This window comes from Streptomyces hazeniae (assembly GCF_031845485.1).
GTDB classification, from domain to species: Bacteria; Actinomycetota; Actinomycetes; order Streptomycetales; family Streptomycetaceae; genus Streptomyces; species Streptomyces hazeniae.
Map to the genome: position 1 here is coordinate 169,657 of NZ_JAVREQ010000002.1, position 22,495 is coordinate 192,151.

Annotated in this window: 21 protein-coding genes; 14 read left to right on the plus strand and 7 right to left on the minus strand. The window is 73.2% G+C overall.

The window, feature by feature from the left end; all coding sequences use genetic code 11:
* Positions 1-16: 16 nt before the first annotated feature.
* Together RM572_RS04525 and RM572_RS04530 are read right to left on the minus strand one after the other, a co-directional pair.
* Positions 17-1,435 (minus strand): Gfo/Idh/MocA family protein, encoded by a 1,419-nt coding sequence (locus RM572_RS04525; RefSeq protein WP_311671959.1) that lies wholly within the window; start codon positions 1,433-1,435, stop codon positions 17-19.
* Positions 1,436-1,672: 237 nt separating this feature from the next.
* The gene (locus RM572_RS04530; RefSeq protein WP_027766167.1) at positions 1,673-1,927 is read right to left on the minus strand and encodes a mycoredoxin; all 255 of its coding nucleotides are present in this window, start codon (positions 1,925-1,927) and stop codon (positions 1,673-1,675) included.
* A 350-nt stretch (positions 1,928-2,277) separates the two neighbouring features.
* Between RM572_RS04530 and RM572_RS04535 the strand changes: the two genes are divergently transcribed.
* The 6 genes from RM572_RS04535 to RM572_RS04560 all read left to right on the plus strand — a co-directional run bounded on the left by RM572_RS04535 (position 2,278) and on the right by RM572_RS04560 (position 9,634).
* Positions 2,278-4,431 carry an ATP-dependent DNA helicase UvrD2 gene (locus RM572_RS04535; protein WP_311672082.1) on the plus strand — a complete coding sequence of 718 codons (2,154 nt, stop codon included), beginning with the start codon at positions 2,278-2,280 and terminating at the stop codon, positions 4,429-4,431.
* Between the two features lie 598 nt (positions 4,432-5,029).
* A complete protein-coding gene (locus tag RM572_RS04540) occupies positions 5,030-7,138 on the plus strand; it encodes a bifunctional polysaccharide deacetylase/glycosyltransferase family 2 protein (RefSeq protein ID WP_311671960.1) in 2,109 nt (702 codons plus the stop codon).
* Positions 7,135-8,250: an LCP family protein gene (locus RM572_RS04545; RefSeq protein ID WP_311671961.1), complete on the plus strand. Its 1,116-nt coding sequence runs from the start codon at positions 7,135-7,137 to the stop codon at positions 8,248-8,250. The genes RM572_RS04540 and RM572_RS04545 overlap by 4 nt, the downstream gene beginning before the upstream one ends.
* A 236-nt stretch (positions 8,251-8,486) precedes the next feature.
* Entirely contained in the window at positions 8,487-8,810 is a 324-nt protein-coding gene (locus tag RM572_RS04550) for a hypothetical protein (protein WP_311671962.1), read from the plus strand.
* 138 nt (positions 8,811-8,948) lie between these two features.
* A complete protein-coding gene (locus RM572_RS04555) occupies positions 8,949-9,311 on the plus strand; it encodes a WhiB family transcriptional regulator (RefSeq protein ID WP_136182497.1) in 363 nt (120 codons plus the stop codon).
* On the plus strand, positions 9,308-9,634 hold the full coding sequence (locus tag RM572_RS04560; protein WP_027766162.1) for a hypothetical protein: 327 nt from the start codon (positions 9,308-9,310) through the stop codon (positions 9,632-9,634). Before RM572_RS04555 ends, RM572_RS04560 begins: the two co-directional genes overlap by 4 nt.
* 123 nt (positions 9,635-9,757) lie before the next feature.
* Here RM572_RS04560 and RM572_RS04565 read toward each other — a convergent pair whose 3' ends face one another.
* Together RM572_RS04565 and RM572_RS04570 are read right to left on the minus strand one after the other, a co-directional pair.
* Complete coding sequence (locus RM572_RS04565; protein WP_311671963.1) at positions 9,758-11,146, minus strand: ABC1 kinase family protein; 1,389 nt, start codon at positions 11,144-11,146, stop codon at positions 9,758-9,760.
* Between the two features lie 30 nt (positions 11,147-11,176).
* A complete protein-coding gene (locus tag RM572_RS04570; RefSeq protein ID WP_311671965.1) occupies positions 11,177-12,298 on the minus strand; it encodes a ThiF family adenylyltransferase in 1,122 nt (373 codons plus the stop codon).
* Between the two features lie 136 nt (positions 12,299-12,434).
* On the opposite strand from RM572_RS04570, the gene RM572_RS04575 reads away from it, so the two are divergent.
* The 4 genes from RM572_RS04575 (at position 12,435) to RM572_RS04590 (ending at position 16,182) form a co-directional block, all read left to right on the plus strand.
* Entirely contained in the window at positions 12,435-12,992 is a 558-nt protein-coding gene (locus RM572_RS04575) for a M48 metallopeptidase family protein (RefSeq protein ID WP_311671966.1), read from the plus strand.
* A 69-nt stretch (positions 12,993-13,061) separates the two neighbouring features.
* Positions 13,062-14,714: a TerD family protein gene (locus tag RM572_RS04580; RefSeq protein ID WP_311671967.1), complete on the plus strand. Its 1,653-nt coding sequence runs from the start codon at positions 13,062-13,064 to the stop codon at positions 14,712-14,714.
* Between the two features lie 11 nt (positions 14,715-14,725).
* Positions 14,726-15,409: an AIM24 family protein gene (locus tag RM572_RS04585; RefSeq protein ID WP_027766157.1), complete on the plus strand. Its 684-nt coding sequence runs from the start codon at positions 14,726-14,728 to the stop codon at positions 15,407-15,409.
* Positions 15,410-15,426: 17 nt separating this feature from the next.
* Positions 15,427-16,182: an AIM24 family protein gene (locus RM572_RS04590; protein WP_311671968.1), complete on the plus strand. Its 756-nt coding sequence runs from the start codon at positions 15,427-15,429 to the stop codon at positions 16,180-16,182.
* A gap of 78 nt (positions 16,183-16,260) precedes the next feature.
* On the opposite strand, the gene RM572_RS04595 is transcribed toward RM572_RS04590, so the two are convergent.
* Positions 16,261-16,791, minus strand: coding sequence for an NUDIX hydrolase (locus tag RM572_RS04595; RefSeq protein ID WP_311671969.1), 531 nt, complete (start codon positions 16,789-16,791; stop codon positions 16,261-16,263).
* The gene (locus tag RM572_RS04600) at positions 16,788-18,281 is read right to left on the minus strand and encodes a zinc-dependent metalloprotease (protein WP_311671970.1); all 1,494 of its coding nucleotides are present in this window, start codon (positions 18,279-18,281) and stop codon (positions 16,788-16,790) included. Before RM572_RS04600 ends, RM572_RS04595 begins: the two co-directional genes overlap by 4 nt.
* 202 nt (positions 18,282-18,483) lie before the next feature.
* Here RM572_RS04600 and RM572_RS04605 point away from each other — a divergent pair, with 202 nt between their 5' ends.
* The 4 genes from RM572_RS04605 to RM572_RS04620 all read left to right on the plus strand — a co-directional run bounded on the left by RM572_RS04605 (position 18,484) and on the right by RM572_RS04620 (position 21,734).
* Positions 18,484-19,578, plus strand: a complete 1,095-nt coding sequence (locus tag RM572_RS04605; RefSeq protein WP_311671971.1) for an SDR family oxidoreductase — start codon at positions 18,484-18,486, stop codon at positions 19,576-19,578.
* A 105-nt stretch (positions 19,579-19,683) separates the two neighbouring features.
* A complete protein-coding gene (locus RM572_RS04610; protein WP_394813517.1) occupies positions 19,684-20,142 on the plus strand; it encodes a molybdenum cofactor biosynthesis protein MoaE in 459 nt (152 codons plus the stop codon).
* A gap of 195 nt (positions 20,143-20,337) precedes the next feature.
* Complete coding sequence (locus RM572_RS04615; protein WP_311671973.1) at positions 20,338-20,607, plus strand: hypothetical protein; 270 nt, start codon at positions 20,338-20,340, stop codon at positions 20,605-20,607.
* Positions 20,608-20,633: 26 nt separating this feature from the next.
* Complete coding sequence (locus RM572_RS04620) at positions 20,634-21,734, plus strand: YlbL family protein (protein ID WP_311671974.1); 1,101 nt, start codon at positions 20,634-20,636, stop codon at positions 21,732-21,734.
* 99 nt (positions 21,735-21,833) lie between these two features.
* On the opposite strand, the gene RM572_RS04625 is transcribed toward RM572_RS04620, so the two are convergent.
* The gene (locus tag RM572_RS04625; protein WP_311671975.1) at positions 21,834-22,409 is read right to left on the minus strand and encodes a PPA1309 family protein; all 576 of its coding nucleotides are present in this window, start codon (positions 22,407-22,409) and stop codon (positions 21,834-21,836) included.
* Positions 22,410-22,495 lie beyond the last annotated feature (86 nt).

The following is a 22,495-nucleotide window of genomic DNA, read 5'->3' on the forward strand; positions in this document are numbered from 1 at the left end:
CCGTGGTGCCTGCGGGTCAGCCCCCGGACGGCTTGGAGGAGTCGGTTCCCGGGTGCGGGGTCTTCCACTCGCCCCGGGTGAAGTCCGGGAAGGGGACCGTCGCGCCGTCGTGGCGCACCGAGTGGATGCTGAGCGCGAAGGGCGCGTTCCAGGCGGCGGCGTCGTAGACGTCCATGTCCGGCGCGAGGCCGAGCCGCATCGTCTGCGCGAGGCGGTACAGCATGAGGTAGTCCATGCCGCCGTGGCCTCCCGGCCCCGGTCCGACGTCCTTCCACAGCCAGTGGTCGTACTCGGCGTACCGGCCGAAGTCCTGCCACTCGTGGCCGCTCGCGTCGGGCTCCAGGTAGATGCGCTCCGGGTAGTCCTCGAAGGCGCCGCGGGTGCCTGCGAGGTAGTTGAGCCGGCTGTACGGATGCGGGTTGGAGACGCCGTGCACGAGGTGGATCACCCGGCCGCGCTCGGTCTGCAGCAGGCTCATCGTCACGTCGCCGTTGACGTAGCGCTCGTCCCACTTCGGGTCGTCGCGTGGCACGTGCCGGTCGCGGTAGTCGGCCAGCCCCAGCGCGGGGGTGCTCATGGACGTCATGCGCACCAGCCGGTCGCCCCGGTTGATGTCCATGTAGGCGGCCACCGGCCCGAGCCCGTGCGTGGGGTAGAGGTCGCCGTCCCGCCGGGTGTGCCAGGCGCGGCGCCACTCGTCCTCGTAGTACGTGTCGGAGAACAGCAGTTCGCGCAGGTCGTGCAGGTAGGCGCCGGAGCCGTGCAGCAGTTCGCCGAACAGTCCCTCGTGCGCCATGCGCAGCACGCGCAGTTCGTTCTGCCCGTAGCAGCAGTTCTCGAGCTGGATGCAGTGCCGCCGGGTCTCCTCCGAGGTGTCCACCAGCCGCCACAGGTCGCGGACGCTGGTGGCGATCGGGCACTCCACGCCCACGTGCTTGCCGGCCCGCATCGCGGTGAGGGCCATCTCGGTGTGCCACTCCCAGGGCGTGACGACGTAGACGAAGTCGAGCTTCCGGTAGGCGCAGAGCTGCTCGTACGCGTCCTCGCCGGTCGTGAACGTGGCCGGTTCGGGCTGCCCGGCGTCGGTGACCGTCTTCACGGCCTCGGCGACCTTCTCCCGGTCCACGTCGCACAGCGCGGTGACCCGGACGCCCTCCAGCGCGAGGAACAGCGGCAGCATGGCCGCACCGCGGTTGCCCAGCCCGATGATGCCGACGCGCACCGTGCGGTGCCGGTCGAACGGCACGCCCATCATCGACCGGCCGCGCCGCTTCGGCCAGGTGCTCTCGTCGGCTCCGGGAATCCGCGGCCCCGCGTCGGCGGCCGCGGCGGTGCCGCCGCCCGCGCCGACCGCGGCCATCCCGGCTCCGGCGAGTGCACCGGCGCGCAGCGCCGCTCTGCGGGACAGCCCGCCGACGTCTTCGGGTCCGGACATGCGAAGCCTCCTGACACGCGGTGAGGGTGCGATCGCGCAGCAGTTTCCGCCCGAATCTGCTCACAGGTCAAGGGTTGCGCGCGTTTTCGCGCAACTACGTGCAGCGCGTGCGGGTGGTGTGCGCGTGCGGACCCGGAGGCATGCGGAAGCCCCCGGCCCTGCGGGGCCGGGGGGCTCGGGGTGCCGTCCGCGGTCGGCCTGGCGGCGGGCGGCGGTGGACGGCCCGCGTGGCCGGCTTCAGGCGGCCAGGGCGGCCTTCACCTGGGCGAGCGAGGGGTTGGTCATGGTCGTCTCGGTGCCCTCGGGCCCGACGACGAGGACCGTGGGCACCGTCTGGTTGCCGTCGTTGGCCTTCTCCACGAATGCCGCCGACGCGGGGTCCTGCTCGATGTTGATCTCGGTGTAGGCGATGCCCTCGCGCTCCATCTGGCTCTTCAGGCGGCGGCAGTAGCCGCACCAGGTGGTGCTGTACATCGTCACGGTTCCCATCATGGGCGCGGAATCTCCTTCGTGTGCGGACGGTGCCTGCGGCGCGGGCGCCGAGCGCAGGGCCGGGGCGCCGCGAGGGGAACGTCCGGGGGAGACCCGGACATTCCCGTCAGCGGCGGCGCTTCCCGGCGGCGTTCGTCACACCGCAGAGTCGGGCTGTGGACAACGTACCGAGAGGCGGCGGCGAAGCTGGCAGCATGGGCGGGGTGAGTAGTGCAGCAAGCGACGCCACCCTCTTCCCCGCCGGCTCCGGGTCCTCCGCGCCCGGCACCTCCGCGAGCGCGCCGCCCCCGGTCCCGGCGCCCGCCGCCCCGCGACCGGAGCACGTCGAGCCGCCGCGGGACGCCGACGCCGTGCTGGAAGGGCTCGACCCGGAGCAGCGCGAGGTGGCGACGGCGCTGCACGGCCCGGTGTGCGTGCTGGCGGGCGCGGGGACGGGCAAGACCCGCGCGATCACGCACCGGATCGCGTACGGCGTGCGCGCCGGCGTCCTGCCCCCGGCCGGTGTCCTCGCGGTCACCTTCACCCAGCGTGCGGCCGGTGAGATGCGCGGCAGGCTGCGCCAGCTCGGCGCCACCGGCGTCCAGGCCCGCACGTTCCACTCGGCGGCGCTGCGCCAGCTCCAGTACTTCTGGCCGCGCGCGGTCGGCGGCGAGCTGCCGCAGTTGCTGGAGCGGAAGATCCAGCTGGTGGCCGACGCCGCCGCCCGCTGTCGCATCCGGCTGGACCGCAACGAACTGCGGGACGTCACCGGAGAGATCGAGTGGTCGAAGGTGACGCGCACCGTCCCGGAGGACTACCCGGCGATGATCGCGAAGTCCGGCCGTGAGGCGCCGCGCGACCCGGCCGAGGTCGCCCGGATCTTCGCGCTCTACGAACAGCTCAAGCGCGACCGCTCGGTGATCGACTTCGAGGACGTGCTGCTGCTGACCGTCGGCGTTCTCCAGGACCGGCCCGACATCGCCGAGACGGTCCGCGCCCAGTACCAGCACTTCGTGGTCGACGAGTACCAGGACGTGAGCCCGCTCCAGCAGCGGCTGCTCGAACTGTGGGTCGGCGACCGGGAGAGCCTGTGCGTCGTCGGTGACGCCAGCCAGACGATCTACTCCTTCACCGGCGCCACCCCCGACCACCTGCTCGACTTCCGCACCCGCCACCCGAACGCCACCGTGGTGAAACTGGTCCGGGACTACCGCTCCACCCCGCAGGTCGTCCACCTGGCCAACGGCCTGCTGGCGCAGGCCCGCGGCCGCGCCGCGGACCACCGGCTGGAGCTGGTCTCCCAGCGCGAGGCCGGCCCCGATCCGGTCTACACGGAGTACGCCGACGAGCCCGCCGAGGCCGAGGGCACCGCCCGACGCATCCGGGAGCTGATCGACGCCGGGGTCAACGCCGGCGGCATCGCCGTCCTCTACCGCATCAACGCCCAGTCCGAGGTCTACGAGCAGGCTCTCGCGGACGTCGGCGTGCCCTACCAGCTGCGCGGCGCCGAGCGCTTCTTCGAACGCCCCGAGGTGCGCGAAGCCGGCGTCGCCCTGCGCGGCGCCGCCCGCGCGGCGGGCAACGATCCGCTGCTGGAGGACGCGGTCGACGTGCCGTCCCAGGTGCGTGCCGTGCTCACCTCCCGCGGCTGGGCGAACGAACCTCCCGCCGGCTCCGGCGCGGTGCGCGACCGCTGGGAGTCGCTGGCCGCCCTGGTGCGCCTCGCCGAGGACTTCGCCCGCGCCCGTCCGCAGAGCACCCTCGCCGACCTGGTCGCCGAGATCGACGAACGTGCCAACGCCCAGCACGCGCCCACCGTCGAGGGCGTCACCCTTGCCTCGCTGCACTCGGCCAAGGGCCTGGAGTGGGACGCGGTCTTCCTCGTCGGACTCACCGAGGGCATGGTGCCGATCACCTACGCGAAGACCGACGCGCAGGTCGAGGAGGAGCGGCGGCTGCTCTACGTCGGCGTGACCCGGGCCCGCCGCCACCTGTCCCTCTCCTGGGCGCTGTCCCGGTCGCCCGGGGGCCGGGCGACCCGGCGCCCCAGCCGCTTCCTGGCGGGCCTGCGGCCCGGCTCCTCCGCCGCGGGGACCCGTACGGCCGGTGGCGCGGGCGGCGTGGAACGCGGCGCGGGCCGGTCCCGTCGGCGCCGAGGACCGGTGCGCTGCCGGGTCTGCGGCCGCACGCTCACCGACCCCGGCGAGGTGAAGCTGATGCGCTGCGACGGCTGCCCCTCCGACCTGGACGAGGAGCTGTACGAGCGGCTGCGCGACTGGCGTTCGGGCCAGGCGAAGCAGCTCGGCCAGCCGGCCTACTGCGTCTTCACCGACAAGACGCTGATGGCCATCGCCGAAGCCGTGCCGGACGACGAGGCCGCGCTGGCGACGATCTCCGGCGTGGGCACCCGCAAGCTCCAGCGTTTCGGGGCCGACGTGCTCGCCCTCTGCGCCGGCGCGGAACTCCCCGGGAGTGGCGAGGAACACACGGGCGACGGCACGGCGAATGAAGAAGTCGAACGATAAACCACACCCCGTGCTTTCCTACGCGTCAGTAGCGGCCGGGCGACAATGCGTACCGGATTCGGGCTGGGCTGAATCGGCTTGTGGGAATCCCCTGCTGGTTCTGTGAAATTCCCCGGCGCGGGGAACCTGTGGTCCCGGGGAGCGGTAGAGGACGGCCCCGCCGGCCGGACCGCTGCGCTGCCGGTCAGGGGCTCCTGTTCATTTCCGCGGCGCCGTGAGTACACTCCTCCGCCATGCGTACTACCCCCCACACCAGTACACACCGAGGGCGGCGGAACCGTCCGATATTCATGGAAAGTTCTGGACGTCGTAGAACATTCCTCCGGTACACCGCATTCACGCTGGGATGCTCGTGTGCCGGCTATCTCCTCTTCGTCGGCGTGCTGTTCGGCGGAATGCAGGATTCCGTAGGGAACCATCCACCGCGCACGGACCGGCCGCTGCCCAGCGCCCCCGCCATGCACGAGTCCGAGGCACCGTCGGGGACCCCCACGCCCGATGGCGCTCCGGATTCCCGCCCGGCGGACCCGGTCCCGGACACTCCGCCCTCGCCCTCGGCGCCCTCGGCTCCGGCCGGTGTCCCCGACCCTGCGGGCGGGTGAGCCCGCGACACGCGCTGCGCCGGCCGCCACGCGGTCACTGGATCCTGCTGCTGCTCGTCCTCCCGGTGATCGCCGCAGCCCTGCTCTTCGAAGGCTGGTCCACCCACGAGATCGACGCGGCACGGACGAAGGAGCCGTGCACCAGCCCGATACCCGAGGCCGCCGACGACGGTGACCCGGTGCTGCGCCTCGCCGAAGGCCGGATCGAGACGGCTTCCATGCCGCCCCGCACCGCCGCGCTCACCTTCGACGGCGGTCCCGACCCGGTCTGGACGCCGCGCATCCTGGAGCTGCTGCGCCGGCACGACGCACACGCCACCTTCTTCGTCACCGGCGCGCAGGCGGCCCGGAATCCGGGACTGATGCGACGGATCGTCGAGGAGGGGCACGAAGTCGGGTCCTACACCTACACGGGCGGCGCCCTGGGCAAAGCCTCCGACCTGCGGTTCCGCATGGAGTTGTCGCTGACCCAGACGGCGCTGGCCGGTTCGGCCGGCGTGCGGACCCGGCTCCTGCGCCTGCCGCACACCACGGCCGCCGACACGATGTGCGGACCCGAATGGTCGGCCGCCCGGCGCGCCGCGGAGAAGGGGTACCTGCTGGTCGCCGCCGACCGCTCGTCGCGCAAGGCGAGGAAGGGGGTCGTGCGGCAGTACAGCCACACCGACCTGGGTCACCGCGAGGCACGCGCCCTGCTGCGCAATCCACGGATCGACGACTTCCCCACCGTCTCGGCCGGACTCGGCACGCCCACGTTCACCACTCCCGCGAGCGGTCTGCAACGGGTCGAGGGCGAGGGCCTGATGTGGATGCAGGCCGCCGGCGGCGCCTTCACCCGCCTGACGGCCTGGGCCCTGGGCGTCGCCGGGGCACTGGGCGTGCTGCGCCTGCTGCTGCTCCTCCTCTTCGCCCGCGCCCACGTGCGCCGCCGGTACCGCGACCCCGCTCGCTCGCACGGCCCGGGTGGGGTGACCGCGCCGGTCACCGTGCTGGTGCCCGCGCACAACGAGCAGGCGGGGATCGCGTCCACCGTGTACTCGCTCCTCGAATCCACCCACCCGCGACTGGAGATCGTCGTCGTCGACGACGGGTCGACGGACGACACCGCGGCGATCGTCGAGCGGATCGACGACCCGCGCGTCACCCTGGTCCGGCAGCCCAACCGTGGCAAGCCCGGCGCCCTCAACACCGGTCTCGCGCACGCCCGGTACGACATCGTGGTGATGGTCGACGCGGACACCGTCTTCGAACCGGAGGCGCTGCACCGGCTCGTCCAGCCGCTCGCCGACCCCCGGGTCGGCGCGGTCAGCGGCAACACCAAGGTGGGCAACCGGCGACGGCTGCTCGGCCGGTGGCAGCATCTCGAGTACGTCGTCGGCTTCAACCTGGACCGGCGCATGTTCGAAGTCCTCCAGTGCATGCCGACGGTGCCGGGCGCCATCGGCGCGTTCCGCAGGGAGGCGCTGGCGCACGCCGGCGGGGTCAGCGACGACACGCTCGCCGAGGACACCGACCTGACGATGTCGATGGGGCGGGCCGGCTGGCGGATCGTGTACGAGGAGTCGGCCGTGGCGTGGACCGAGGTGCCCACGTCGCTCCGCCAGTTGTGGCGGCAGCGCTACCGCTGGTGCTACGGCACGCTGCAGGCGATGTGGAAGCACCGCAGTTCTCTGGGGGAACGGGGCGCGGCCGGCCGGTTCGGGCGACGCGGCCTGAGCTACCTGATGCTGTTCCAGGTGCTCCTGCCGCTCTTCGCCCCGGTGGTCGACGTCTTCGCGCTGTACGGGGTGTGCATCGCCGACCGGGGGACGGCCGTCGCGGTCTGGCTGGGCTTCCTCGGCGTCCAGATGGTCACCGCCGCGTACGCGCTGCGCCTCGACCGGGAACGGCTCCGCGCGCTGTGGACGCTGCCGCTCCAGCTCTTCGTCTACCGCCAGCTGCTCTACCTGGTGGTGATCCAGTCCGTGATGACCGCACTGGCCGGCAGCCGGCTGAAGTGGCAGCGCCTGCGCCGCGCGGGCACCGCCGACCCCTACCTGGAGGCGGAGGACACGCTTCCGCAGCCGATGCCGGTACGGAAGGTCCCCGAGGGAGCCGAGCGATGACGAACCCGCCCCCGCAGGCCCACGACGAGCCCTTCGAGCAGCCCCGGCCACGCGGCGTGTCCGCGGCGCTGCGCGGCACGGCGTACCGCTACGGCCCGCGCAGCAGGCACGCGCGCCGCCGCACCGGTCTGCGCCGGCTGCGGCGGGCGTGCGTCATGCTCCTGGTGACCGTGCTCGCCGCCGGCCTCGGCGGCTACGCGTGGGCCGACCACCGGCTGGACCAGGCGGTCGACCTCGGCGCGTACGGTCCGCGGCCGCCGGCGGGCGCGGGCACCACCTACCTGATCGTGGGTTCCGACAGCCGCGGCGGGCTGTCCGCGCAGGAGCGGGCCGACCTGCACGCCGGCGGGGGCGGAGGCCGCCGCGCGGACGTGATGATCCTGCTGCACACCGGTTCCTCCGGCACCACCATGGTCAGCCTGCCGCGGGACTCCTGGGTCACCGTCCCGGCGCACACCCGGCCCGAGACCGGCAAACACGTACCGGCGGGCGGGGACAAACTCAACGCGGCGTTCTCGCACGGCGGACCGGAACTCCTGCTGCGCACCGTCGAGCACAACACCGGGCTGCGCGTGGACCACTACGCGGAGATCGGCTTCGGGGGATTCGTGGACGTGGTCGACTCCCTGGGCGGGGTCCGGATGTGCCTGCGCCGCGACATCCGGGACGAGAAGTCGGGTGCCGACCTGCGGAAGGGCTGCCAGGACCTGGACGGCGCCGACGCCCTCGCCTTCGTCCGCCAGCGGCACCAGGAGGCGCGCGGCGATCTGGGGCGCACCCGGAACCAGCAGCGGCTTCTCAGCGCCCTGGCCCACCAGGCCGCCAGGCCCGACTCGCTGCTGGACCCCGCCGAGTCCTACGGGGCGCTGAGCGCCGGACTGGACGCGCTCGTCGTCGACCGGGGGATGAGCCTGCGGGACCTGGCGGCGATGGCGCGCGCGGTGCGGGACGTGGCGGGCGGCGACGGCCGCCGCATGAACGTGCCCGTGTCGGGCGTCGGCGTGCCCACGTCCAAGGGCAGTGCCGTGACCTGGGACCGGTCCGAGGCGGGCAGGCTCTTCCGCCTGCTGCGGCAGGACCGGGCGGTGCCGGCGGACCTGCCGCCCGGCTGACCCGGTGGACGGCCCGGGAAGCGGGCCGGCCGGTCCGTCACAGAAGCTGTTACAGAAGAAGCCGGAAAATAGTTTGCGCAGCCGCAGTGCGGCCTCATAGCCTTCCAGACGTGGACAGGGCGGGGGCTTCTCGCTCCACCCCGTTCATGCTGTACTGAACCCTGAACATCTTCGGATCAGCTCCGGCCCGTGGGCCGGAGCCCCGGTCCCCGAGACGCCGAGAGGAGGCGAGCCCAGTGATCAGCTTCATCAACACCACGACGACCGACCGCTCGGCCGTCTCCACGTGCCTGCTCGGCTCCCGCCTGCGCGGCACCGGTCTGTCCGGCGCCCCCGTCTCCGCCTTCGCCCCGTTCGGTCCGGGCGTCGTCGAGATCGCCGGCGGCAACGAGCGGCTCGGCGCCGAGCGACCGACCAAGGCACCCGCGGTGGCAGCAGAGGCACAGGCAGCGGCCTATGCCCTCGGCTTCGCGGCCAACGGTGCCGGCGTGGGTCGCCAGAAGAAGCAGCACCTGATGTGGGCCTTCCGTGGCCACGAACCCTGGAGAGATCCAGCCTGATCGGCAGTGATCAGGTCGGCACCTTCCAGGGCCGCGGAACCCTCACCGGGATCCGCGGCCCTTCTGTTTGCCCCAGCCGCCCGGCCACCAGCCGGGCCGAACAGACAACAGACACCACCGACGAGGAAGACACCGACAGTGCATCTCGAAGCGCACGCGCCGTCACCGACCACCGACCTGATCCCGCCCGGCCCCACGGAGGACTCCTTGACCGCCCCGCTCATCACCCTCACCGAGCTCGACGACGCCATCGACAGGCTCGGCGTCGCCGTCCCCTGCCGCTCCTACGACCCGGAGGTCTTCTTCGCCGAGGCCCCCGCGGACGTCGAGTACGCCAAGTCGCTCTGCCAGACCTGCCCGCTGCGCGAGGCCTGCCTGGCCGGCGCCAAGGACCGGCGTGAGCCCTGGGGCGTCTGGGGCGGCGAGCTGTTCGTCCAGGGCGTCGTCGTTCCCCGCAAGCGGCCGCGTGGCCGTCCGCGGAAGAACCCGGTCGTGGCATGAACGTCCAGGGAACGCTCAATCACCCGTCGACGCGCGATCCGCAGCTGCGTCACCTTCCGAAGCAGGACCTCACGATGAACGACTCCCCCCACCGCGCATTCCGCCGGCCCGAGGCCGGTACCCCGCACTCTTCGCAGAACAGGACCCGACAGATGCAACTCATGCCAGAATCCCTGGCCCGAGCCCAACTCCAGTCACGCCTCTACGAGGCCGAATCCGAACAGACGGCGCTGCGGGTCGTCCGCGCCCGACGCCTTCAGCGCCGTGCCGAGCGCGTCTCGCTGCGGGCCCGCCGGGCCGTCGCGATGGCGGTCATGCAGTGACCCGGGCCGTCACGGGCTGAACCCCGCCGTCACGGGGCGACCTCCACCGTGATGCGGTGACTTCCGAGCCGAGGGGCCGGGGCGTTCCACGCCCCGGCCCCTCGGCGTGCCGGGCTGATCCGGTCACGCCTCCGGGGCCGTGTCGTCGAGGGGTGCCCCGGTCTCCTCCGGCGGCGACGGGTCGAAGCCCGGCACCCAGTCGGCCATCTCGTCCCGCAGCGCCACCGTGGCGCCCAGCTGGCACAGCACCCCGATCGTGCTGAGCGTGACCCGGTGGATCAGCAGGTACGACGGGGGCAGATTCAGCTGCTTGCCCAACTGGTGCGCCGGCGAGCGCGGATCGGCGATCCGGGCGGCCTGCTCCCGCATCCAGCCCCGGCTGAAGGTGAACGCCTCCACCCGCGCCGGCTCGATGATCGGCAGCAGGTAGTCCAGCACCGCGTCCGGCTCCAGGTCGACGGAGTCCTTGACGAAGCCCTCCTCCCGCAGCATCGCGTACACCGCGTCCCCGTCGCCGTCCAGAGCGAGGCGCAGCGCGGTGCCGATCGTCGGCGGCAGCCCGTCGGGCAGCCGGTCGACGGTGCCGAAGTCCAGCACTCCCAGCTTCCACTCCGCCGGCGGGCTGTCCGGGTCCTCGCCCGGTATCAGCCGGAAGTTCCCCGGGTGCGGGTCGGCGTGCAGCAGCCCGGTGCGGGCCGTGCCGGAGAACAGGAAGCGTGCGAGCAGCTGCCCCGCCCGGTCGCGCGCCTCCTCCCCGCCCTCGGCGATCACCTCCGACAGCGGCACGCCGGTCATCCACTCGGTCACCAGCACGCAGTCGCCCTGGTGCACGACGTCCGGCACCCACACGTCGGGGTCGTCCGCGAACTGGTCGGCGTACCCGCGCTGCGCCTCGGCCTCCAGCGCGTAGTCCAGCTCCTCGGTGACGCGCTCGCGCAGCTCGGTGATCAGCGGCTTCACGTCCATGCCGGGCACCAGCGGGCCGAGCAGCCGGGCGAACCGGCCGAGCTGTGCCAGGTCGGAGATCAGCGCGTCCCCGGCGCCCGGGTACTGCACCTTCACCGCGACCTCCCGGCCGTCGTGCCACACACCCCTGTGCACCTGGCCGATCGAGGCGGCGGCCGACGGCTTGTCCTCGAACTCCTCGAAGAGTTCACGCCAGTCCTCGCCCAGGCTCTCGGCCAGCACCCCGTGCACCGTGCCGGCGGGCATCGGGGGCGCCGCCTCCTGGAGCTTGGTCAGCGTCGCCCGGTAAGGGCCGGCGATCTCCTCGGGAAGCGCCGACTCGAAAACGGAGAGCGCCTGCCCGAACTTCATCGCGCCCCCCTTCAGCTCGCCCAGCACCCGGAACAGCTGCTCCGCGGTGCGCTGTTGCAGCTCGTTGCCGACGAGCTCCGCGGAGTACCCCCCGATCCGCTTGCCGAGGCCCCAGGTCGCGCGCCCCGCGAAACCCAGGGGGAGTGCGGCCAGTTTCGCGGTGCGGGTGACCGCCCTGCGGGGAAGATCAGACATGCGCCCCTCCAACTCCCGGACTGTCCAGCCCTACCGGGCCATTGTGGACTGCACCGGGACGCCTGCCGAGGGCGGAGGGTCACCCGGACCGGAAGCCGCCCCGCACGGGCAGTCCGCGTGCGGCGTCACCCGCTCCGTCTCCGCACTCAGATGGGGCAGCACCCAGCGGGTGCGGAAGCCTGCGGCCGGCAGCCCGTCGCCGTCCAGGAAACTCAGTGCGTACGACGCCGTGATCCCCGCCACCACCGTCGCCAGGGCCGCGTCGCAGGCGGGGACGCCCGCCCGTCTGCGGCCCGAGCTGCGCCACTGCGCCAGGACCAGCGGCCACGCAGGTTCCCGCTCCGCCCGCGCACGGTGCAGGCACTCCGCGCACGCCGTCACGCCCGGCAGCACGAGCGGACCGACGAAGCCGGTGCCCTCCAGGACCCCCGCGAAGAGATGCGGAGCGCCCGCCCGCAGATGTGCGGCGGCCGCGGCCGGATCCGGGGCGTAGGCGTCCAGCCCGTCGCGCGGCGCCACGACCACCAGGGCGATGCCGTCGCCGTCACGGGTGGCCTCGGGCGGGGGCCGGCGCGGCCACGGCGCCGCCTCGCACACCACGCGGCGCGCCGCCACGTCCCGCCGCTCACCGATCCGGCCCCTGCCGATCCCGCCGGGCAGGGTGTCCCACGGCTCGACGTCTCCGCCGTCCAGCACCTCCACCCGCCCCACCCCGGCGGCCGACAGCAGGGCCGCCACCGCCGCGCCGACCCTGCCCGCACCGCGCACCCGGACCCGTGCCCTGCGGCGGGCGGCCAGCCGTGCCGGCCCGCCGCCCGGCTCGGGGTGCACGGTGGACAGCGACGCCAGGTCAGCCCGCAGCCCGTCCCCCGTCCGCCCGGCCGCCCGCCGGTGCGTCTCGGCGTCGTCCAGCAGCCCGGCGGCGGTCAGCCGGGCCACGAGGGTGTCGGCCGCGCCCGGCGGCAGGCCGGCACGCACCGCCTCCTGTCGCAGCAGCTCCATACTGCGGGTGCCGTCCAGCCGGTCCAGGAACGCCGCCGACGCGTCGTCCACCGGACCGAGCAGCACCGCGTGCGCGGGAGCCACGCCGTACTGGAGCGTGTGGCGGTCACGCCAGCCCCGGCGCAAGGCCGGCTTGATCATGGGATGCATGGGGCCAGGATGCGTGCTGCGCGAAAACGGCGTAGCCGGCTGTCCACAGGCTGTGGCCGATTGTCCGATCACTCCTCCGCGCCGTCCACGGCCGGGTGACACGCATCGCGGGCCGTGGGGAGGGTAACTTCAAGACGTGACCGTCGAGCCGCTGAACAGCACCGGAACCGGCAGGGGCGCGGTCGAGGTGCGCCGGAGCACCCGTCGCCGTCGCACGGTCTCGGCCTACCGGGACGGCGACCGCACCGTGGTGCTCATCCCCGACCGGATGACCGCGGCGGAGGAGGAACGCTGGATCGGGGTGATGCTGGACCGCCTGGCCGCCCAGGAGAACCGGCGGATGCTCGACGGCAGCGAACTCGCCCGCCGCGCCACCGAACTCTCCGAGCAGTACCTCCAGGGCCGGGCCCGCCCCTCCTCCGTGCGCTGGGTCACCAACCAGCACACCCGGTGGGGCTCCTGCACCCCCGCCGAAGGCAGCATCCGGCTCTCGCACCGGCTTCAGGGCATGCCGTCCTTCGTCGTCGACTACGTGCTGCTGCACGAGCTCGCGCACCTGCTGGTGCCGGGCCACGGGCCGGATTTCTGGCGGCTGTTGGACACCTACCCGCGTACCGAGCGGGCCCGCGGCTTCCTGGAGGGCGTCGCCGCCGCCGGGCGTCTGCCGCACACTCCTTCCGCACAGGGTGAGTGATACGCCGCCTTCACCCGCTAGCCTGGCGCGACGCACCAATCGCCACCGGATGGGGGACGGTCGTTACGTATGTCCAGGCAATTCCAACGCGGCCACAAGGCCAGGATCAGTGATCTGACGGCGGGCACGGACCTGTACGTGGGCGTGCAGATCACCGGACCGGGCCTCGGGTTCGACATCAGCTGCTTCGGTCTCGACGCCCAGGAGAGGCTCGCCGACGACCGCTACTTCGTCTTCTTCAACCAGCCCAAGTCGCCCGAGGAGTCCGTGCAGCTGCTCGGCGCGCAGGCGGGCGACACCGAGTCGTTCCGGGTCACGCTGGACAGGATTCCCGCCCAGATCCAGAAGCTCTCCTTCACCGCGACCGTCGACGGGGCCGGGCAGATGTCCCAGATCGCCCCGGGCTACCTGCGGATCGTCGCAGGAGGCGAGGAGGTCGCCCGCTACGCCTTCGACGGTTCGGAGTTCACCACGGAACGCGCCGTGATGCTCGGGGACTTCTACCTCAAGGACGTGTGGCGCTTCGCCGCCGTCGGGCAGGGCTTCGACGGCGGGCTGGACGCGCTGCTGCGGCACTTCGGCGGCGAGGTGCTGGAGGAGGAGCCCGCCGGGACCGGCGCGGCTCCCGGCACCGCGCCGGGCTTCGCGCCTCCGGGCGCCCCGGCGCAGGCCGCGCCCGGCTTCGCGCCGCCTCCGGGGCAGGCCGCCCCGCCGGCACCGGCACCGGCGCCTCCGCCGGCCCAGCCCGAGCCGGCCTTCGGTGCCCCGCAGACGCCCGCCCAGCCGCCGTTCGGCCAGCAACCTCCGGCTCCTCCGGCGCAGCCCGGCCCGCCCGGCGGTCCCGGCTGGCAGCCCGGCGAGTCCTTCGCGGCGCCCGCCGCCCCGCCACCGGCCGCCGCCCCGCCCGCCCAGGGCGTACCGGCACCCGCCCCGCCGCCGTTCGGTCAGCATCCCCCGGGCCCGCCCGGGCAGCCCACCGTGCCCGGCCAGACCATGGGCAACCCGTTCGCCGCGGCTCAGCCGCCCGCCGCAGCCGCCCAGCCGGTGCCGCAGACGCCGCCCCCCGGCCTCGGCACGGCCCTGGAGAAGTACCGCGAGGCCGCCACCGGCCGGCGCTGGACCCTGCAGAACGAGGAACTGGCCCGCGTCGACCTCGGCGTCGACGGACAGCCCGTGCTCGCACGTCAGGGCAGCATGGTGCTGTACCAGGGCAAGGTCGACTTCTCCTACAAGGGCGCCGGCTTCAAGGGCCGCGTCGTCGGCAACGCCACCGGCCAGGAGATGCAGCTCATGCGCTGCACCGGCGGCGGGCAGGTCTTCTTCGCCGAGAGCGCGTCCCACCTGCACCCCATCGAACTCCAGGGCGACGCGATCTGCGTCTCCGCGGAGAACGTGCTCGCCTTCGACGAGTCGCTGCACCACGAGGTGCGGCGCATCGAGGGCCACGGCATCCCCGGCGGCGCGCTGTTCACCATGCAGTTCCAGGGCACCGGCACGGTCGTCGTCAGGACGCAGGGCACGCCCGTGGTGCTGCCCGTCACGCCGACGACCTTCGCCGACGCCGACGCGGTCGTCGCCTGGTCCGCGGGCGCACAGGTGATCGTCTCCAGCCAGGTCCGGCTGCGCCGCCAGGTGTACGGCGGCCAGAGCGGCGAGACCGTCAACCTCCAGTTCCGGGGCGCTCCCGGCAACTTCATCGTCGTCCAGCCGTGCGAGGTCTGAGGGAGCCCGTCATGGATCAGCAACTCGTTTCGGGCCACGCCCCGACCCGCCCCGCCGCACGCATGGAGAATCACGGCCGCAGCATGCTGAAGGTCGCCATGCAGAGCGGGCAGGACCTCCTCGCCCGCACCGGATCGATGATCGCCTACGAGGGGTTCGTCCAGTACGAGCCCAACCCGCCGGCCGTACGCCAGATGGCCTCGCAGTGGCTGACGGGCGAAGGCGCGCCGCTGATGCGCTGCCACGGCGACGGCCTGCTCTACCTCGCCGACTACGGCGCGGACGTCGTCGTGGTCGGCCTGAACGACGACAACCTGTCCGTCAACGGCACCAACCTCCTCGCCTTCGACGCCCACCTGAACTGGGGCGTGCAGCGGGTCAAGGGCATGGCGAAGTTCTCCGGCCAGGGCCTGTTCAACGTCGCGATCTCCGGCACCGGATGGGTCGCGCTCACCACCCGCGGCACGCCCGTCGTCGTCGACTGCGGCAAGGGCGCCGACGAGACCTACGTCGACCCGGACGCGCTCGTCGCCTGGTCGACGCACCTGAAGATGAAGGGCAAGCGCAGCTTCAAGGCGTCGTCGATGATCGGCCGCGGCAGCGGAGAGGCCTACCAGCTGGGCTTCTCCGGCCAGGGCTTCGTCGTCGTCCAGCCCAGCGAGGACAGCGCCGACCGCCTGCGGGCGCGGGGCTGAGGGGGAGCGAAGAGATCATGCAGAGTCCGCTTTTCGGCTACACCGAGGTCCAGTCAACGGACCGCTACGCCCTCCAGAACCCGCGCCTGCTGCGGGTCGGGCTCACCGGCCACGACGACGTGCTCGCCCGCCAGGGCAGCATGGTCGCCTATCAGGGCATGCTGGAGTTCGACGGCGAGTACCAGACGCAGGGCCAGCGGCGCGCCCGGCGGCGCACCGGCGAGGGCCTGGACCTGATGCGCGTCTCCGGGCAGGGCACGGTGTTCCTCGCGAACCTCGCGCAGTACGTCCACCTCCTCGACGTCGGCCACGAAGGGCTGACCGTCGACAGCCAGTACGTCCTCGCCCTCGACTCCCAGCTGCACTGGGAGGTCGTCTCCGTCGACAGCCAGTACGGGGTGTCCGGCTCCGGCAAGTACAACCTCAACATCACCGGCCAGGGCAAGGTCGCGCTGATGACGTCGGGCCAGCCGCTGCTGCTCACGGTCAGTCCGGACGCCTACGCGAACGCCGACTCCGACGCGGTCGTGGCCTGGTCCTCCTCCCTGCGCGTGCAGATGCAGGCGCAGACCAGCGCTTCCAGTGTGTGGCGGCGGCGCGGCAACACCGGCGAGGGGTGGGAGCTCAGCTTCATGGGCGAGGGCCACGCGCTGGTGCAGCCCGCCGAGCTGCTGCCGCCGCAGAACGCCCAGATCGGGCAGGGCCTCGGTGCCCAGTTCGGTGTGGGGGCCCAGGGCGCCCGCGGTGCCAACCAGGGCAACATCTGGGGCTGACGCCGCGTGACCCCGGTCGCCGGGCGCAGCGCGCGCCCGGCGACCGGGGGCGGCAGGCTCGTACGGCGCCCGTCACCGTCAGTCGAGCAGGCGGCTCGTCGCGGTGGCGAGGCGCTGGACGGAGGCGTCCGTGACGTCGGCGAGTTCCGCGAAGCGGAACCAGCGCAGGTCCAGCGACTCCTCGCTGACCTCCGCCACCGCCCCGCGAGGCGCCCGCACCGCGTACTGCACGTCCAGGTGCCACGCGCACGGCGTCAGGTGCCGGTCCAGCCGTACCGGCGCGTCGCCGAGCAGCGACAGCCCCGTGATCCCGGACTCCTCCGTCGCCTCCCGCAGCGCCGCCTGCGCCAGCGTCGTGTCCTCCGGCTCGCAGTGGCCGCCGGTCTGGAGCCACATCCGCAGCTTGCGGTGCAGGGTCAGCAGCACCCGCCCGCCGTCGGCGTCGACCACCAGCGCGCTCGCCGTCACGTGCGCGTCGGCACACGCCTTCCAGACGCCGTCCGGATGGGCGGCGAGGTGGTCGAGGTAGGCCAGCCGCAGCCGCTCCTGCTCGGCGTCCGGGGCGCCCCACTCCTTCAGTACGCGGCCCGCGTCGGCGTGCAGGCTCACTTCTGCTCGTCCGGACCGCCGGCTCCGGAGTCCGGACCGCCGGCACCGGCGTCCCCGCCGTCCGCCCCGGGCCCGCCGTCGGTGCGGCGTTCCGCCGCGTCGCCCAGCATCTTGTCCAACTCGGAGAAGTCCGGCTGCTCGCGGTGCACGAAGCCGTCCGGGTCGTCGAGGTCGTCCGCGGTGGGCAGCATGTCCGGGTGGGACCACAGGCCGTCGCGGCCCTCGGCGCCCCGCGCGTCGGTCAGCGACGCCCACAGCCGGGCGGCGTCCCGCAACCGTCGCGGCCGCAGCTCCAGCCCGATCAGGGTGGCGAACGTCTGCTCCGCGGGGCCGCCGGACGCGCGGCGCCGCCGCAGCGTCTCGCGCAGCGCCCCCGCCGACGGCAGGTGGGGCTCCGCGGCGGCGTGCACCACCGCGTCGACCCAGCCCTCGACCAGGGCGAGGGCGGTCTCGAGCCGGGCCAGGGCGGCCTTCTGCTCGGGGGTGTCCTCCGGCTGGAACATGCCCTGCTGCAGCGCCTGCTGGAGCTCCTCCGGGTTCTGCGGGTCGAACTGGCCGACCACGTCCTCCAGCTTGCTCGTGTCCACCTTGATGCCGCGGGCGTAGCCCTCGACGGCGCCGAACAGGTGCGAGCGCAGCCACGGCACGTGCTGGAAGAGCCGCTGGTGAGCCGCCTCGCGCAGCGCCAGGTAGAGCCGCACCTCCTCCAGCGGCACGCCCAGGCCCTCACCGAACTTCTCGATGTTGTGCGGCAGCAGCGCGGCCTTGCCCGAGGGGCCCAGGGGCAGGCCGACGTCGGTGGAGCCGACGACCTCCCCGGCGAGCACGCCGAGTGCCTGGCCGATCTGGGTGCCGAACATCGCGCCGCCCATGGAGCGCATCATGCCGAGCAGGGGCCCGGCCATCGCCTGCATCTCCTCGGGCAGCACGTCGCCCATCGCCGCGCCGACCCGCTCCGCGACTGGGTCCACCAGGTCCTTCCAGACCGGCAGGGTCGCTTCGACCCATTCGGCGCGGCTCCACGCCACCGCCGAGGCGGACCCGGAGGGCAGCGACGTCGCGCCGTCGAGCCACAGGTCCGCCAGCCGTACGGCCTCCTCGACCGCGCCGCGCTCGGTGGGGCCGACGCTGACGTCCTTGTCGCCGCTGTTCTCGCCGCTGCGGGCGACGGTCTGCCGGGCGATGTCCTTGGCCATGTCCCAGTTCACCGGGCCGCCCTCGTACGACAGCATCTGGCCCAGCCGCTGGAACGCCGCACCGAGGTCGTTGGGGTCGAAGCCGCCCGCACCGCCGGCTCCGCCCAGCGAGCCGAACATGGCGGCCAGCGGGTTGTCCGCACTGCCCTGGCCTCCGCCGAAGCCGAACGGGTTCGGGCTCGGGCCGTCGCTCCGGCCGCCCTGTCCCTCGTCGCCGCTCCGCTTCTTCTTGCCCTCGTCCCCGTCCTCGGGCTCCTCGGGAGGTACGCCGAATCCGAACGGAATGTCACTCACGGGTTTCCTCGGCTCTGTCTCGTCGGACGGTTCGCTGCTGCGTGCGCTGTCGCGTGTGGCGTGCACGGCCGGGCCCGGACCCCGCGTACGGTCGCGGGTGTGGATCTGACCGATCCGGTGGGCTCTGCCTCCAGCCTAGACACCCGTCAGGCAGGATGGGTCCAGCCCACCTCGTACCAGAAACAACCACTGGAGACGCCCGGTGAGTTCCTCCCCGTCCGACGTTCGCGCAGCGCGAACCCCCGTCGTCGCCGTCACCGGCGCGGCCTCGGGAGTGGGTGCCCTGCTCACCGAGCGGCTCGCCGCCTCGCCGGAGATCAAGCAGGTCATCGCCCTGGACGAGCGTCGCGGGGAGGTGGACGGCGTCGAGTGGCACACCCTCGACGTGCGGGACCCGGCCATCGCCGACCGGCTGCGCGGCGACACCCGCCCCGTCGACGTGGTGGTCCACCTGGCGCTCGACCTGGACCTGGAAGCCGACCCGGCGGCCCGTACCGCCTACAACGTGCGCGGCGCGCAGACCGTGCTCACGGCGGCGGCCGCGGCCGGGGTGCCGCGCGTCGTGGTCTGCACCTCGGCGATGGTCTACGGAGCCCTCCCGGACAACGACGTGCCGCTGGCGGAGGACGCCGAGCTGCGGGCCACCGCGGAGGCCACGGGCATGGGCGACCTGCTGGAGATCGAACGTCTGGCGCACCGCGCACCCCGCGCCCACCCGGGCCTGAACGTCACCGTGCTCCGGCCGGCCGTGCTGGTCGGCGGCACGGACACCGCGCTGACCCGCTACTTCGAGTCGCCGCGCCTGCTGGTGGTCGCCGGCTCGCGGCCGTGCTGGCAGTTCTGTCACGTGGACGACCTGGTCAGCGCCCTGGAGTACGCGGTGCTGGGGAAGGTCGACGGTGAGCTGGCCGTGGGCTGCGACGGCTGGCTGGAGCAGGAGGAGGTGGAGGAGCTGACCGGCATCCGGCGCATGGAGCTGCCGTCGTCGGTCGCGCTCGGCGCCGCCTCCCGGCTCCACCGGCTCGGCATAACGCCCTCCCCGGCAGGCGACCTGGCGTACACCATGCACCCCTGGGTGGTCAGTGGCAGCAGGCTGCACGACGCGGGCTGGCGCCCGGCCTGGACGAACGAGGAGGTGCTGGCCGAGCTGCTGGAGGAGGTCGCCGGCCGGCACACGGTCGCGGGCCGCCGCCTCGGCCGCAAGGACGCCACCGCGGCCGGCGCCGCCGGCGCCACGGTCGCCCTGCTGGGCGCCGCGGCGGTGGTGCGCCGGGCACGCAAGCGCCGGGGCGTCTGACCTCGCGGTCGCTCCCGTCCGTCGCCCCCGTCGCCTCCGTCGCGACGTCGTCCACGGAGCAGACGGCGGTTCCGCTGCGGGGCTCGGTGGGGCAGCATGAGCCGCATGGCACAGACGCACGAGCACCCCGGCGAGCAGCCCGCACCCGACCCGATCCGGCTGCTGGGCATCCGCGACACCCCGCTGTCGGTCGACGAGGTGTTCGCCGCGGTCGGCGACTCGGCTGCGGGCGGGACGGCGCTCTTCGTCGGAACGGTCCGCGACCACGACGGCGGCGCGGATGTCGCCCGACTGGGCTATTCGTCCCATCCGACAGCGGAGGCCGAGCTGCGCCGGGTCGCGGAGAAGGTCGCCGCGGACTTCCCCGTGCGGGCGCTGGCGGCCGTGCACCGGGTGGGCGACCTGGAGATCGGCGACCTGGCGGTGGTGGTCGCGGTCTCCTGCCCGCACCGCGCGGAGGCCTTCGCGGCGTCCCGTCGTCTCATCGACGACCTGAAGTCCGAAGTCCCCATCTGGAAACACCAGACCTTCCACGACGGCACCCAGGAATGGGTGGGCGCGTAGCGCCCGCGATGACGCGTAGGCCCCCATTCGGGGGCGCGGGCGGAGTGCGGGTTTCAAACACCTTGTGACCGGTGTGCGTGTCGGCGTTGCGTAACTCCGCACCCGCCCCGAGCGTTGGAAGCGCCGAGAGCTAATCTGCTCATCAGTCGGCCGGAGGTCCGGTCGACCAGCGCATTTCCACGTCGGGAGGTCTCGATGGCGGCTCTCCTCTGGTTGCTGATCCCGGTCGCCGCCGGAGTCGTGGCGAGCGTCTGGGGCGGCTGGGCCGCCCGGCGCAAGTCGGTCGTCCCGGACGCGGCAGGCGTGGCCGGGTACGAACGGTTCCGCGCCGTCATGGCGCGCACGCACGGTGGCGAGGCCGGTTCCCTCGAGCCCGCCGCTCCGGCCGCCTCGACGCCGCGGGTACCGGCGAACCACGGCACCATGCCGCCCGCCGGGAGCGGTGCGGGCCGGGAAGCGCACTGACACCCCGGTCCCGTACTGTCGTACGCATGCCACGCCGCACCGCGACCATGCTTGCGTCCACGCTGCTTCTCATAGCTCTGCTGTGCGGGGTCGTGCTGATCAAGGTGCCGTATGCGGAGATGTCCCCGGGGCCGACGTACAACACGCTGGGCGAAGTGGACGGCGAGCAGGTGCTGAGCTTCCCGGACAAGGACATCCCGGAGAACGCCTACGGCGGGCACCTCAACATGACGACCGTCCGCGTCACGGGTTCCGAGTACCGGATGGACCTGTTCACGGCCCTGCACGGCTGGCTCAGCGAGGACGACGCGGTGGTGCCGCACGAGATCCTCTACCCGGAGGACAAGTCGGCCGAGGAGGTCGACCAGCAGAACGCGGAGGAGTTCAGCCAGTCCCAGGAGAGCGCCAAGGCGGCCGCGCTCAAGGCGATCGGCGAGCCGGTCACCGCCCGGGTGGTGGTGCAGGCGGTCATCGAGGGCGGCCCTTCGCAGGGCACGCTGCACGCGGGCGACATCATCCGGTCGGTGGACGGCGAGCAGGTGCGGAAGCCGACGGAGGTCGCCGACATCGTCACCCGCCACCAGCCGGGCGAGAAGGTCCGCTTCACGGTGGTCCCCGCGGACGAGGTGGAGGACGCGCAGAAGGACGGCCGCGGCATCGGCTCCCTCGACGGCGAACAGGTCACCGTCCGCACCGAGAAGGCGCCGGAGGACGGCCGCGCCATCGTCGGCATCCAGCCCGGCCTCACCCACACCTTCCCGTTCCGGATCGACATCTCGCTCGCGGACGTCGGCGGCCCGAGCGCCGGGATGATGTTCGCGCTGGGCATCATCGACAAGCTGACACCCGAGGACAAGCTCACCGGCGGCGCCTTCGTGGCGGGCACCGGCACCATAGACGCGACCGGCCGGGTGGGCGCGATCGGCGGCATCGGCATGAAGACGATCGCCGCCCACGACAAGGGTGCGGAGTACTTCCTCACCCCGGCCAAGAACTGCTCCTCCGCCCTCGCGCACAAGCCCGACGGCCTCACCCTGGTCGAGGTGGAGACGCTCGACGACGCGCTCGGCGCGCTGGAGAAGATCCGCGCGGGCGAGACCGCCGACCTTCCCCGCTGCGGCGACTGAGACCGGTCACCCGGAGCCCGGGGCCGCCCGGGGCTCCGGGCGCCCGGAGCCCCGGGCGTGCCCCGTGGCACGGACCCGTCCCTCAGCCCGTCTCGTCTTTCAGCCGGCCTCGTCGAAGGTCGAGGCGAGGGCGTCCGCCAGCCCCGGCACCAGCCCGGCGCCGGTGAGGACCTCCGTCGAGGCGTCCTTCTCCCGCAGCCGCAGTGCCGACTCGCGGGCGCCGTCGCGCAGCACGCCCACGGTCATCCGGACCTCCTGCCGCTCCGGGTGTTCGGCGACCCACCGCGACAGCCCGGCCTCGTCCATGTCCTCGGGTGCCGAGTCCTCGGCGGAGGGCGGCAGCATCAGCCGCTCGACGGTGAGCGCGCAGCCGGCCACGGCGTCCGGCCAGCCGATCGTGCCCAGGAACTCGTCGAGCGGAGTGCCGGGCGGCAGTTCGTCCTGCTCGACGGGGGTGAGTGCGAGGACGCCCGGCTGTTCCTCGTCGCCGCCCTGCACACCGAGCTGCTCGGCGAGCCCGGGCTCCTCGGCGCGCAGCCTCGCGGTGTCGACCAGGGCGAAGAGCCGTGCGGGCTGATCCCATCCCAGACCCGCCGCGTATTCGTCGATTTCGAGAACCGCCCTGGTCAGGGGGCTCGTGGCCATCGGGGTGCCGCCTGTCGCGTTGCTGTTCATCGCTCCATCCTGCCGGTCCGGCCCCCGGACTCGGGAACCGGGTAAAGCTTCGGTAAGTTGCCTAGGTGGGCCTACGATGCGGGCCC